General features: G+C 70.8%; 13 protein-coding genes and 2 pseudogenes. 9 read left to right on the top strand and 6 right to left on the bottom strand.

All coding sequences use genetic code 11. The features are described from left to right. Positions 1–281 precede the first annotated feature (281 nt). Positions 282–793 (bottom strand): annotated as a pseudogene (locus tag RPX00_RS44055) (toxin-antitoxin system HicB family antitoxin). Between the two features lie 83 nt (positions 794–876). Here RPX00_RS44055 and thyX point away from each other — a divergent pair. The 5 genes from thyX to dapA all read left to right on the top strand — a co-directional run bounded on the left by thyX (position 877) and on the right by dapA (position 6,127). Then, positions 877–1,635 carry an FAD-dependent thymidylate synthase gene (gene thyX / locus RPX00_RS44050; protein ID WP_406634840.1) on the top strand — a complete coding sequence of 253 codons (759 nt, stop codon included), beginning with the start codon at positions 877–879 and terminating at the stop codon, positions 1,633–1,635. Positions 1,636–1,645: 10 nt separating this feature from the next. Further along, complete coding sequence (locus RPX00_RS44045) at positions 1,646–2,044, top strand: ACT domain-containing protein (RefSeq protein WP_378299326.1); 399 nt, start codon at positions 1,646–1,648, stop codon at positions 2,042–2,044. 98 nt (positions 2,045–2,142) lie between these two features. After that, the gene (locus RPX00_RS44040) at positions 2,143–3,384 is read left to right on the top strand and encodes an Nramp family divalent metal transporter (protein WP_406643296.1); all 1,242 of its coding nucleotides are present in this window, start codon (positions 2,143–2,145) and stop codon (positions 3,382–3,384) included. Positions 3,385–3,498: 114 nt separating this feature from the next. Further along, positions 3,499–5,001, top strand: coding sequence for a serine/threonine-protein kinase (locus RPX00_RS44035; RefSeq protein WP_406634837.1), 1,503 nt, complete (start codon positions 3,499–3,501; stop codon positions 4,999–5,001). Positions 5,002–5,113: 112 nt separating this feature from the next. Further along, positions 5,114–6,127 (top strand): 4-hydroxy-tetrahydrodipicolinate synthase, encoded by a 1,014-nt coding sequence (gene dapA / locus RPX00_RS44030; protein WP_406634835.1) that lies wholly within the window; start codon positions 5,114–5,116, stop codon positions 6,125–6,127. 2 nt (positions 6,128–6,129) lie between these two features. Here the strand turns inward: dapA and RPX00_RS44025 are convergent, their stop codons facing one another. Further along, positions 6,130–6,384, bottom strand: a complete 255-nt coding sequence (locus tag RPX00_RS44025) for a hypothetical protein (RefSeq protein WP_406643347.1) — start codon at positions 6,382–6,384, stop codon at positions 6,130–6,132. Between RPX00_RS44025 and RPX00_RS44020 the strand changes: the two are divergent. Next, positions 6,265–7,820 (top strand): annotated as a pseudogene (locus tag RPX00_RS44020) (ribonuclease J). The gene RPX00_RS44025 and the pseudogene RPX00_RS44020 overlap by 120 nt on opposite strands. 233 nt (positions 7,821–8,053) lie before the next feature. Here RPX00_RS44020 and RPX00_RS44015 read toward each other — a convergent pair. The 4 genes from RPX00_RS44015 to RPX00_RS44000 all read right to left on the bottom strand — a co-directional run bounded on the left by RPX00_RS44015 (position 8,054) and on the right by RPX00_RS44000 (position 11,144). Then, positions 8,054–9,001: an EamA family transporter gene (locus RPX00_RS44015; RefSeq protein ID WP_406634833.1), complete on the bottom strand. Its 948-nt coding sequence runs from the start codon at positions 8,999–9,001 to the stop codon at positions 8,054–8,056. Positions 9,002–9,043: 42 nt separating this feature from the next. Further along, positions 9,044–9,658 carry an NAD(P)H:quinone oxidoreductase gene (gene wrbA, locus RPX00_RS44010; RefSeq protein ID WP_406634831.1) on the bottom strand — a complete coding sequence of 205 codons (615 nt, stop codon included), beginning with the start codon at positions 9,656–9,658 and terminating at the stop codon, positions 9,044–9,046. Positions 9,659–9,705: 47 nt separating this feature from the next. Beyond that, positions 9,706–10,515: a lysophospholipid acyltransferase family protein gene (locus RPX00_RS44005; RefSeq protein WP_406634829.1), complete on the bottom strand. Its 810-nt coding sequence runs from the start codon at positions 10,513–10,515 to the stop codon at positions 9,706–9,708. 479 nt (positions 10,516–10,994) lie between these two features. Beyond that, a complete protein-coding gene (locus RPX00_RS44000) occupies positions 10,995–11,144 on the bottom strand; it encodes a hypothetical protein (RefSeq protein WP_406634827.1) in 150 nt (49 codons plus the stop codon). 208 nt (positions 11,145–11,352) lie between these two features. On the opposite strand from RPX00_RS44000, the gene RPX00_RS43995 reads away from it, so the two are divergent. Genes RPX00_RS43995 through RPX00_RS43985 form a run of 3 tightly spaced genes read left to right on the top strand, consistent with a single transcriptional unit; the run spans position 11,353 to position 12,978 of the window. Continuing rightward, entirely contained in the window at positions 11,353–11,916 is a 564-nt protein-coding gene (locus RPX00_RS43995; RefSeq protein WP_406634825.1) for a multiprotein-bridging factor 1 family protein, read from the top strand. A 36-nt stretch (positions 11,917–11,952) separates the two neighbouring features. Continuing rightward, complete coding sequence (locus tag RPX00_RS43990) at positions 11,953–12,402, top strand: hypothetical protein (RefSeq protein ID WP_406634823.1); 450 nt, start codon at positions 11,953–11,955, stop codon at positions 12,400–12,402. A gap of 12 nt (positions 12,403–12,414) precedes the next feature. Further along, positions 12,415–12,978, top strand: coding sequence for an HD family hydrolase (locus tag RPX00_RS43985; protein WP_406634821.1), 564 nt, complete (start codon positions 12,415–12,417; stop codon positions 12,976–12,978). Positions 12,979–12,987: the final 9 nt, after the last annotated feature.

Raw genomic sequence — 12,987 nt, 5'->3', positions numbered from 1 at the left:
GTACGGACCCGGTTCCGCGGCATCCGAGCCGGTTCCGGCCGCAGTGTCCGAAGTGGACTCAGAACTGGACCCAGCACTGGACTCGGAAGCCGCCGCGGTCCCGCCCGCAGCGCCCGACGACGCCGCGCTTTCCGAGGTCGCTTCGCCAGACGAGCCTTCCGCGGAAGCCGAGCCGGAGCTGCTCCCGCTTTCCGTCCCGAAACCAGGCTCCCCAGCCCGGTCCTCGGTGTTCTTCCCCTGATCCTGATCGTCCCGGTTTTCGCCCATGGTGATGCCCCCTTCTAGCCTTCGACCCAGCCGTGCAGCTTGGTCTCGGTGCTGCCGCTGTCCTGCCAGCGGTGGTGCCGTTGCTGGTGTTGCTGCGCCTGGCCGAGAGCCCCCTGCACGGCCTGCGCCACGAATGTGTTCAGCGAAACCCCTGCGCGGCCGCCGCCTGTTCGGCCTGGCCCTTGATCTGCTCGACCAGCCGCAGCGTGATCCGCGAGATGTCGCCGCCGTCGATCGGCGGGGGCGCGGGCGGTGGCGGGGGAGGCGCGGAGGAAGAACGCTCCTCGCCGCCGGTCACGACCACGCGCACGTCGCGGCCGTCCAGCCGGACGTCCACGACCTGGCCGGGCAGGGCGGCGGTCACCTCGGCGGCCAGGTCGGCCAGCGCGTTCATCAGCGTCAGCCGGACCGCCGGTTCCAGAGCAGAGGACAGCAGCGCGGCCGCCCGCCGGGTCTGCTCGTCCCCGGCGGAGGCCGTGTTCGCGAGGTCTTCGCGAAGGTTCGCGATGTACGGCGTCAAGTCCATGACACCACTATGGCGTCATGGTGACGTCACGTCAAGGCGCGGTGATGTCACCGGTGCCGCCGGGTTAGGCTGGCGGAGCCGACATGAGGGGAGCGAGACCGGTGCCGCCCAAGGTGCAGCTGATCGCGAAAACCGAGTTCTTCCCGCCCGAGGACGTGCCGTGGTCCACCGACGCGGAGGGCGGCGAAGCGCTCGCCGAGTTCGCCGGGCGCGCCTGCTACCAGTCCTGGGAGAAGCCGAACCCCGCGACCGCGACCAACGCCGGCTACCTCGAGCACGTCATCGACGTCGGCCACCTGGCCGTGCTGGAGCACGGGTCGGTCACCTTTTACTTCTCCGGGATCTCCCGCTCGCTCACCCACGAGCTGATCCGGCACCGGCATTTCTCCTACTCGCAGCTGTCGCGGCGCTACGTTCCCGAGCGGGAGGCCGAGTTCGTCGAGCCGGACGTCATCGCGCAGGACCCGGTGCTGCACGAGAAATTCGTGCAGGCCACGCAGGCCAGCGCGGCCGCGTACGACGAGCTGCTCGCCGGGCTGGAGGAGAAGTTCGCGGACACGCCGAGCGCCACCCTGCGGCGCAAGCAGGCGCGGCAAGCGGCCCGCGCGGTGTTGCCGAACGCGACGGAAACCCGCATTGTCGTCACCGGCAATTACCGCGCCTGGCGGCATTTCGTCGCGATGCGCGCCACCGAACACGCGGACGTCGAGATCCGTTCGCTGGCCATCGAATGCTTGCGGCAGCTGCACAAGGCGGCGGCCAACGTGTTCGCCGACTTCACGATTTCAACCCTGCCCGACGGCACCGAGATCGCCTCGAGCCCGAAGGTGCTGGAAGGCTGACAACGCACTGATGAAACACCTGACGATCGACCTCCGCCCCGGCCCGTATTCCGTGGTGCGGCTGCCGGCCGACGCCCCGGTTCCCGTCGAGCTGCTGGAGCCGGGCGAGCCCTCGCTCGTGTCGGTGACCCGCACGCCGGACGAGCTGTCGGTGATCTGCCCGACCGGCCGCGAACCCGAGGGCGGCACCGTCGAGGAGGGCTGGCGGCTGTTCACCGTGCGCGGGCCGCTGGAATTCACCCTCACCGGCATCATCTCCGCGCTCGCCTCGGAGCTGGCGGCGGCGGGCGTCGCGCTGTTCTCGCTGTCCACTTTCGACACCGACCACATCCTGGTGCGCTCGGACGACCTCGACCGGGCCGTGGCGGCCTTCCGCGAAGCCGGCCACGAGGTGCTCCTGCCTGCCTGAAAGATCCTGCGCGACGTGGCGCAGCCCACCCTTGCCCGGCAAAGTTCGGCGTGCCTAAACTTCAAGTTGGGGTGACCGATACCGAGGAGTTGGCGCACATGGCGGTGGCGGAAGCGGCACGTCCGCGCGGCGTGGCCCGGCTGCGGGCCGGATGGGCGCTGCTCGGGCCGGCGTTCGTCGCCGCGATCGCGTACGTCGACCCGGGCAACGTGGCCGCCAACGTCAGCGCCGGCGCGCGCTACGGCTACCTGCTGGTGTGGGTGATCGTCGCGGCGAACCTGATGGCCGTGCTGGTGCAGTACCTGTCGGCGAAGCTCGGCCTCGTCACCGGCCAGTCGCTGCCGGAGGCGCTGCGCGACCGGCTCTCTCGTGGCGCGCGGCTCGGGTACTGGGCACAGGCCGAGATCGTCGCGATCGCCACCGACCTGGCCGAGGTCGTCGGCGGCGCGATCGCGCTCAACCTCCTGTTCGGGCTTCCGCTGATCGTGGGCGGGCTGATCACCGGCGCCGTGTCGCTGGTGCTGCTCGCGGTGCAGGACCGCGGCGGCCAGCGTCCGTTCGAACGCGTCGTGACCGGGCTGCTGGTGGTGATCGCGGTCGGGTTCCTGGCGAGCCTGTTCGTGGAGCCGCCGTCGGCCGCCGGGATCGCCCACGGCCTGATCCCGCGGTTCAGCGGCGGCGACAGCGTGCTGATCGCGGCCGCGATGCTCGGCGCGACGGTCATGCCGCACGCGGTGTACCTCCACTCCGGACTGGTCCGCGACCGGCACGGCAAACCGGGACCCGAGGGCCGCCGTCGGCTGCTGCGCGCTACGCGTTACGACGTCGGTTTCGCGATGCTGCTGGCCGGCGCGGTGAACCTCGGCATGCTGCTCGTGGCCGCGACGAATCTCCAAGGCCAGCAAGGCGTCGACTCCATCGAGGGCGCGCACGGCGCGGTCGCCGCGGCGCTCGGACCCGGGGTCGCGCTGCTGTTCGCGATCGGGCTGCTCGCGTCCGGGCTGGCGTCGACGTCGGTGGGCGCGTACGCGGGCGCGATGATCATGCAAGGCTTGCTGCGCAAGAGGATTCCGATCGTGGCGCGCCGGCTCGTCACCCTCGCGCCGGCGATCGTCGTGCTGGCGCTGGGGGCCGATCCGAGCATGGCGCTGGTGGTGTCGCAGGTGGTGCTGTCCTTCGGGATCCCGTTCGCGCTCGTGCCGCTGATCCGGCTCACCGCCGATCGCGGCCTGATGGGCGCGGACGTCAACCGCCGCACCACCACGGTGCTCGCCTCGGTCATCGCCGCGGTGATCATCCTGCTCAACGTCGTGCTGATCGTGCTCACGTTCACTGGCTGAGCCAGGCTGAGCCAGGCCGGGTCAGTCTTGGGTGGTCCTAACCGGACGGAACCGGCAAGGCTGCCGGAGGGTCGGACTAGCATCTGCGCGAAGCCGACCGAGGAGCCCGACCCCGTGACCGACGAACAGACCCGCCCGCACGACCCGAACCGCACGGCCCCCGCGGGCCGCGTGGTGGCCGGCCGCTACCTGCTGCTCGGCGAACTGGGCCGCGGCGGCATGGGCATCGTGTGGCGCGCGCAGGACCAGGTGATCGGGAGGCAGGTCGCGATCAAGGAACTGCGGCTGCCCGAAGCTGAAGGCGCCGCGGTGTTCTCCGAGCGGATTCTGCGCGAGGTGCGGGCAGGCGGGCGGTTGAACGACCCGGCCGTCGTCACGGTGTACGACGTGGTCACCGACCAGGGCACCACCTGGATCGTGATGGAACTGGTCGAGGCGCCCACACTCGCCGACCTGGTGCGCGCGCACGGCCCGATGCCCGAGCAGCAGGCGGCGCTGATCGGGGAGCGGGTGCTGTCCGCGCTGCAGGCCGCGCACGCCGCCGGGATCGTGCACCGCGACGTCAAACCGGCCAACATCATGGTCGCGCCGGACGGCCGGGTGAAGCTCACCGACTTCGGCATCGCGCACGCGATCGACGACCCGCGGCTCACCACGAGCGGGATGATCGTCGGCTCGCCCGCGTTCATGGCCCCGGAGCGGGTCGAAGGCCGCGAGGCGATGCCGGAATCGGACCTGTGGTCGCTCGGCGCGACGCTGTACTTCGCGGTCGAGGGCATCGTCGCGTTCGAACGGCCCACCACGGCCGCGACGCTGCACGCGATCATGACCGAAGTGCCGTACCTGACCCGCGTGCAGGGCCCGCTCGCCGCGGTCATCCTCGGCCTGCTGGTCGCGAACCCGGAAGCCCGGCTCACCGCGGCGCAGGCGCGGGCTCAGCTCGCCCACGCCACCGGCCCGACGCAACGTCCGGCCACCGCGGTGCTGCCGCAGCAGGAAACCCGGGTGGGCGGCCAGCCGACCCGGATGGCCGCGAAGCCGGAAGGCAAAAGCCGCCGCGGCCTGTGGGCGGGCGCGATCGCGGCGCTGGTGGTCGCGGCTCTGGTCGGCGGGTTCTTCCTCGGCAAGCCGGTGTGGTCGCCCGCAAAGGACGAGCAGCAGGCCGAAACGGTCACCTACGGCCCGGACGGCTACCTCAAAACCAAGTTCTCCTCGTACGAGATCTGCTACAACGCGGTGGTCCAGCCGGGTGTCGTGATCAGCTCGGACAACAACGTCGACTGCAAGAAGAACCACACCCTCGAGGTCTACGACGCCGCCAGCCCGCTTCCGCTGGAGAGCTGGAGCGACGACGACGCGGTGGTCGCCCCGTATCCCGGGCTGGAGGACCTCAGCCGGGCGGCCGAAGCGCGCTGTGCGGCGGCCTTCCACTCCGCGGTGGTGCCGCAGCAGCAGCGCGTGGGGCTGGTCTACCGGGCGATCGTGCCGACCCAGCAGGCGTGGCAGGTGCAGCCGGACAGCGACAGCAGCAGCGGCCCGAACCGCAAGATCTACTGCGTCCTTTCGCGCGCGAACAACGACCAGATCCCGGCGCAGATCACCGCCAAGGTGAAGTAGCCGCGCGAGAAGTTCCGCCGGTACGCCCGCGGCGGCGGAAAATCTCCGAAGTTGCCGGTGGCACACCAGGTCGGGGCCGGGTTCGGCGGTCCGACGAGGTACCGTCGTGGCCATGTCCACCTCACCTGCCGCCGCGCCCGGACGTCCGTTCGGCCGCGTGCTCACCGCGATGGCGACCCCCTTCGACCGAGCCGGCGCGCTGGACGTGAAGCGGGCCCAGGAACTGGCCGAGTACCTCGTGGACCTCGGCAACGACGGCCTCGTCATCAACGGCACCACCGGCGAGAGCCCGACCACCACCGACCAGGAGAAGGCGACGCTGATCCGCGCCGTCGTCGAGGCGGTCGGCGACCGCGCGACCGTCGTCGCGGGCGCGGGCACCAACAACACCGCGCACAGCATCGAGCAGGCGCACGCCGCCGCCGAAGCGGGCGCGCACGGCCTGCTCGTGGTCACCCCGTACTACTCGCGGCCGAGCCAGGCCGGGCTGTACGCGCACTTCACCACGGTCGCGGACGCCACCGAGCTGCCGGTCATGCTCTACGACATCCCGCCGCGCTCGATCGTGCCGATCGAGGTCGACACGCTGCAGCGGCTGGCCGAGCACCCGCGCATCGTCGCGGTGAAGGACGCCAAGGGCGACCTGATCGCGGGCTCCGAGGTCATCGCGAACACCCACCTCGCCTACTACTCCGGCGACGACGGCCTGAACCTGCCGTGGCTGTCGGTCGGCGCGGTCGGCGTGGTGAGCGTGATCGGGCACGTCGTGGCGGGCCGGATCCGCGCGATGATCGAGGCCTACGAGGCGGGCGACACCTCGACCGCGCGCACGAACCACCGCGCGATGCTGCCGGTGCTGCGGGCGATGTCGCGCGTCGGCGGCGTCGCGTTCAGCAAGGCCTCGCTGCGCCTGCGCGGCTTCGAGATCGGCGACCCGCGGCTGCCGATCGTGGCCCCGTTCGACGACCAGCTCGAGCAGATCGCGGCCGATCTCGCCCAGGGCGGCGTGCCGCTGGAAGACAGCGCGGCCTCGGACTGGCATGGTGCACGGGTGGCACAAGCAGATTCGCAGGCGGCCTACACCGCCCCCACCTCGCACACCAGCGTTGGGACAATGCCCCGGTGACCTCACTTCCCGCCGGACCCGGCCCGACGCACCTCCCGCCCGAACTTCCCGAGGGAGCCCTGCGCGTCGTCGCGCTCGGCGGCATCGGCGAGGTCGGGCGCAACATGACCGTCTTCGAATACGACGGCAGGCTCCTGATCGTCGACTGCGGCGTCCTCTTCCCCGAGGACGACCAGCCGGGCGTCGACCTGATCCTGCCCGATTTCCGCGCGATCGAGGACCGGCTCGACGACATCGACGGCCTCGTGCTCACCCACGGGCACGAGGACCACATCGGAGCCGTCCCGTTCCTGCTCCGGCTGCGCCCGGACGTCCCGATCTACGGGTCGCGCTTCACCAACGCGCTGCTCGCGGCCAAGGCCAAGGAGCACCGCCAGCGGCCGAAGCTGATCGAGGTGCGCGAGGGGAGAAGCGCAAGGTCGGCGCGTTCGACCTCGAGTTCTTCGCGGTCAACCACTCGATCCCGGACGCGCTCGCGGTCGCCATCCGCACGCCGGCCGGCGTCGTGCTGCACACCGGCGACATCAAGCTCGACCAGCTGCCTCTCGACGGCCGGCTCACCGACCTCGCGGGCTTCTCGCGCCTCGGCGACGAGGGCGTGGACCTGTTCTGCGTGGACTCGACCAACGCCGAGGTGCCCGGGTTCGTCATGCCCGAGCGCGACATCGGCCCGGTGCTCGACGACGTCATCCGGCGCGTGGACCAGCGCGTGATCGTCGCGTGCTTCGCCAGCCACGTGCACCGCGTGCAGCAGGTGCTGGACGCGGCTGTCCGGCACGGCCGCCGCGTCGCGTTCGTGGGCCGGTCGATGGTCCGGAACATGGGCATCGCGGCCGAACTGGGCCTGCTGGAGGTGCCGGACGGCCTGCTCGTGGACCTCGACCAGGCCAGCACCCTGCCGGAGAGCAAGGTGCTGTTCGTGTCGACCGGTTCGCAGGGCGAACCGCTGTCGGCACTGTCGCGGATGGCGCGCGGCGAGCACCGGCAGATCTCGATCCGCGCGGGCGACACCGTCGTGCTGGCCAGCTCGATGATCCCGGGCAACGAGACCGCGGTGTTCGGCGTCGTCAACGGCCTGACCCGGCTCGGCGCGAACGTCGTGCACCAGGGCAACGCGAAGGTGCACGTCTCCGGGCACGCGTCCGCGGGCGAGCTGCTCTACCTGTACAACGCGGTCCGGCCGAGCAACGTCATGCCGGTGCACGGCGAGTGGAAACACTTGCGCGCCAACGGGGAACTCGCCATCCGCACCGGCGTCGCGCCGGACAACGTGGTGATCGCCGAGGACGGCGTGGTCGTGGACCTGGTCGACGGCAAGGCCTCGCGCACCGGACGGGTCGAGGTCGGGCACGTGTACGTGGACGGCCTGTCCGTCGGCGACGTCGGCGAGTCGACCCTGTCCGACCGGCTGGTGCTCGGCGAGGGCGGGTTCATCGCGATCACCTTGGCGGTCGATTCGAACACCGGCCGCGCGATGAGCAGCCCGACGATCTCCGGCCGCGGGTTCTCCGACGACCCGAAGGCCCTCGACGCCGTCGTGCCGCTCGTGGAGATGGAGCTGGCGCGCACGGAGGCCGAGGGCATCACCGACACCCATCGCATCGCGCAGGCGGTGCGCCGGGTCGTCGGCCGCTGGGTCGCCGACACCTACCGCAGGCGGCCGATGATCGTGCCGACGGTCATCCCGGTCTGAGCCAGCACTGATTCAGCGCTGATTCAGCGCCGCGCGCCCGCCAGCAGCAACGCGACCAGCACGATCGCTGCCTGGCGGGCGAGCGCGTTGCGCGCTCTGCGCTGCTGAGCCTTGCTCGGTCGGTTGTTCATGAGATCCCCCTGGTTTCTCGTGCGGCGCCGTCCAGTGTGGCGCGTGCGCGGATTGGACACATCCCGCTCGAGGTTGGTTCCCGCCTCCACCCGGAGAAGGAGTCAGGCCACCGCCGCGGTCTGTCGTTGGACCAGGTACGCGCCGCCGAGCAGCAGCGCGGCGCCGACCGCCTGGGGCCAGGCCAGCGCTTCGCCCAGCAGCGCCCACGCGAACGCCGCCGCCGTGACGGGTTCGAGCAGCCCGACGACGCTCGCCACCGAGGCGGGCAGGTGGCGCAGCGCGGAGATCCCCGCGACGTAAGGGATCGCCGTCGACAGCACCACCAGGCCGATCAGCAGCAGCCACAACGGCGGCGTCCACGGTCCGAACGGGACGGTCTGGCCGGTCATGCCCATCGGCAGCGTCCACGGCGGCGCGGTGACGCTCACGAGCGCCCCGCCGATCACCATGCCCCAGGTGACCAGCCCGATCGGCTCGCGGTCGGCGACCGCGCGTTCGCCGAGCAGGAAGTACCCGGCCGAACAGAGCGCCGCGCCGATCCCGGCCAGCAGCCCGATCGCGTCGAGCCGCATTCCTTGCCAGACCTGCGCGACCAGCGCCAGCCCGACCAGCGCCACGGCCATCCCGAACCACAGCATGCGCGGCAGCCGCTTACGCCGCACCACGCGCACCCACAGCGCGATCAGCACCGGCGACAGGAACTCCAGCAGGATCGCGATGCCGACCGGAATCCGTTCCGCGGCAATGAAATACAGCAACTGTGTGCCGGCCACGCCGAGCGCGCCGTACCCGAGCAGCATCGGCCATTCCCCGCGCCGGACCCGCAGCGACTGCGGGGCGAACAGCGCGGTGCCGATCAGCAGCAGGATCCCCGCCGTCCCGATCCGCAGCACCGCCACCTGTTCCGGTGTCATGCCCGCGCCCATCACCGGTTTGGCGAGCGTTCCGGACGTGCTGAAGAAGACCGCGGCGAGCAGCACGAGGGAGAGGCCGCGGCCCCGGTGGATCACCCGGGGTTGTTGTTCCAGGACGGGGAGTTCGGTGGTCACGCGCCGGACATTACGGAGCGGGACCACTCCAGCGAAACTGAGTTATTCCAGGCGTTTCAGACCCGTCGCGACGTGTGTCGTGATCGTTGCCAGCCGCCGCCCCTGAATCCGCAGTGCCCGCAGCGCGGTGTCGTCCGGTGCGGCGGATTTGCGCGAGACGAACGAGCCGCCGTAGGGGTTGCCGGACTCCAGCAGATGCGGATCCGCGTAGCCGAGGGGGACGACGATCGCGCCCCAGTGGTAGAAGATGTTGTTGATTGCCAGCACAGTCGCTTCGAGGCCGCCGTGCGCGGTGGACGCCGAGGTGAACGACGTCGCCACCTTGTCGGCCAGTTTCCCCTGCGCCCACAGGCCGCCCGTAGTGTCCACAAAGGACTTCAGCTGCGCGGCGGGCCCGCCGAACCGGGTGGGCGTGCCGAATGCGAGCCCGTCGGCCCACTCCAGATCGGCCAGCGTGGCGAGATCGTGGTGCGGACCGGCGTCGACCCAGGCCTGCCAACGCCGATTGCTGGCGACCGCTTCCGGCGGCGCGGTCTCGGCCACCGTGCGGACACGCACCTCCGCGCCGATCTCACCGGCGCCTTCGGCAAGCGCGTCGGCGAGGGCGGCGGTGTTCCCGGTAGCGCTGTAGTAGACGACGAGAATGCGGGTGCTCACACCACGTGACCCTAGCCGGGCTTGGCGGGTCGTCCCACGATCCGGACTCAGCGCTGCGGCTTCCAGGGACTGACCGTGTCGGTGGGCCGCGTCGGGTCGTAGAACCGCGGACGGATCGGTTCGTGGCGGCGCAACGGGACCAGGCCGTCGGTGATCGCCTGCATGATCTTGGCGTGCGCGCGCACCCCCGCGCCCGGCCGCTCCGGCTCGACGTCGGAGAGGTCCACCGGCGTGCCGAAATGCACCTTGAACCGGGGCCGCCGCAACGGCGCGCTCAACCCGGATTTGGCCAGCGGCACCAGGTCTGCGGGCCCGTTCACCGTCTCCGTGCCCCAGTAGACGGCCTCGTGCGCACCCCACTGGCTGATCGGAATCACCGGCACCCCCGCCGCGAGCGCGAGCCTTGCCGCACCAGTCTTGCCGCGCTCGGGCCACAGCCCCGGGTCGTGGCTGATCCGCCCCTCCGGATAGACGACGATCGGCTCGCGCGTGGTCCGCAACGCCTCGGCGGCTTCGGCGAACTGCCCGACCGCGGTCGCCGCCTTCGCCCTGTCCACCCGCAGATGCCCGCTGACTTTGAGGGCCGGGCCGATCACCGGCGCGTCGAGAATCCCGCCGGCGAGCATGAACCGCGGATTGATGCCGATCCGCTTGCACGCCGCCATGAGCACGAAGGCGTCGAACACGCCGATGTGATTGGCCGCCATGAGCAGCGGCTTCCCCCGAAGCTCCCGAGGCACCGACCCGGTGACGGTGAGCCGCCCGACGAGGTTCACCAGGCCCCGGTCGAGATTGAGCATCGTCCGCCAGATCGCGGGGGCACGGCGCGAAGGCTCGTCCTGTTGGAGCGCGAACATGCGCAGAGCATTTCACGGGCCGGTCCATCTGGGACAAGGCGGTTCTCGGTGACGCGGAGCCGACAGGTGCTGATCGGAACATCGTCGCAGGTCAGGGTGTATGTGCTGGTCTGCTGAACCGACGGGGTCAGCTCCGCCAGAAGCGTTCGCCACAGGCGTCACAGCCGGACGCGGTCGCCAGCACCTCCGCGTGGCATTCCTTGCAGGTGAAGCGAATGCGGGGCAGGGGACGAGGCAGCGCTGGACGGTTGAATCCCGGGGCGTGCCGGAGCCAATCGGAGAACAGCAACAGGGGATTGATGCCGCGGTCGTCGGCTGCGTGGCAGCGACGCCGGTACCCGCGGCTCCGGCGTTGAGGCGCGGCCGCTGTCATGACGCTGGTGTCCGTCGGTGCGGCCGTGGCGCCAGGCCGGGGTGATTCGGCCGGACGACGAGGCCCTGCTCTCGCCGATAGATGACATCGCAACTCGGGCACTGAGTCAGCGCACCGCGAGATCGGCGCTCGGCAAGCGTTTCGAACGCGGCTGCCGCTGTCGCGGAGCCGGAACCTGGGACAAGCGGGTGCGATGCCAGACATTCTCGATCACCGGAAGGATCGCGGCTGGATCGAGGTAGATCACTGCTGGCACGGGAGACCACGTCCTTCCCGTCGTGACTGGCGAGCGGTCCGCGAATGCACTGTGTGACGTTACGATCACCAGCGGGCAGGCAGAACGGACCGGCGGTACGAGTACGGTCCGACGGGAACAGGCCAGACCGGGGGCGTCCGTGGGCGGAGTATCGGCAACATCGACCGGGAGCCGGGGTTGCCGGTCCACGGGTGTCGTCGCGGGCTACGTGCTCAAGCTGGCACGCGAGTCCGCCGGGCTGACGCAAGAACGGCTGGCCGAACGTCTCGCGGTCGACGGAAGCACCGTTCAAGGGTGGGAGTCGGGACGCAGACCCGTCTCCGCGATGAACTCGGGAGATTTCGTCCGGCTCTGTGCCCGGCTGCCCCGGCTGGGCGCTCCTCCCTCGGCCGGCCGGCACCTGCGCGCGGCGGTCGAGGCCGACCTCGTCCTCTCGATCGGTGTCGCGGCCGGAAGCACGTGGGTCGACCCCGACTTGCACCCGCTGGCCGCGACCGTGCACCGCAAGACCCTCACGAACTTGATCACGTGGCCATTCACCGGGCATCTGCCGCCCGAGTTCGCGGTGTTCACCTCCAAGGTCCCGCGCCGCGGTCCCGTCGCGGCCGGCCCCACGTTGGGCGCCGATGAGCAGACCCGGTTTTTCGACCACCTGATGACGGTCGCCGAGCGTGGCGTGCGCCCGGACGAGGCGCTGCTGCGCCGCCAGGCGGTGTACCTCCTCGGGTTCGATCATCGAGACCAGGTTGTGCGGTGGCTGCGCGGAGAGTGAGCGAGCGCTGGCCGCCAGCCGATCGCGGACGGCGACGTGACTAGCCTCCTCGAAGCTCGTTCGGCATCTGTCGCGCTCGCGTCGACCGGCGACGGCACGCATCTGCACGACTTCGTCTCCCGCACCGCTGGCACCCGCGCCGAGGTCGCGAACCTCAACTACTGGGCGCACTGGATCGGCGAACTGCCCGACGACCAGTCCGACGACCGCTTCATGGCCGAGGCCGACACCCGGGCGTGGTCCGGCAAGCGGCTGCTGCACCACTTGGCGGGCCGCCTCGATCCGTCCTCCCCGCACCTGCCGCTCAACCTGCACACCGTGCATTCGCTCGTGGCGAGCCGCCCGACGCTGCTGACCGGGCCGTCCGCCGAACGCGACGCGCTGATCGGTGCGCTGGAACTGCTCTCCTCCTGCGACGTGCTGTCGCGCGAGGGGCGCGACCAGGTCGCTGGCCTTCACTACGCTCTGCGTCTCGCCAACCGATAGGGAGATCACCGCATGTCAGACGAGACCGCCACGGCCTTCGCCGCGTTCGGCTATGAACTGGGGCTGCTCAAGCGGATCCGCCGTGCGGGATGGTGGCAAGCCGGCGTCCGTGACCCGGAATCGGTGGGGGAGCACAGCTTGCGCGCCGCGCAGATCGCCGCCCTGCTCGCCGCGGAGGAAGGCGCGAACCCCGAGCGGGCCGCGTTCCTCGCGATCTGGCACGACACACAGGAGACCCGCACCGGCGACATCCCGCACACCGCGGGCAAGTACCTGACCAAGCCCGAGCCGCGAGAGATCACCGCCGACCAGACCGAAGGCCTGCCGGACGGCGCTCGCGACATGGTGCGGTCGGCGGTCGACGAGTACGAGACCCGGGAGACGCTCGAAGCGAAGTGCGCCAAGGACGCGGACAAGGTTGAAATGCTGCTGCAGGCGGTCGAATACCGAGAGACCGGAGTCGAACGGGTCGCCGGATGGATCGAGTCCGGCCGCAAGGGGCTTGCCACCGAGACCGCTCGGCGAATCGCCGAAGCCGCGGCGACGCTGTCTCCGCTGGCGTGGCGCGGTCGCTGACCGGGAATA

It is taken from the genome of Amycolatopsis sp. WGS_07, assembly GCF_045278895.1.
Lineage (GTDB): Bacteria > Actinomycetota > Actinomycetes > Mycobacteriales > Pseudonocardiaceae > Amycolatopsis.
Note: the sequence above shows the minus strand (reverse complement) of the source record. Positions and strands in the feature narration are given on the sequence as shown.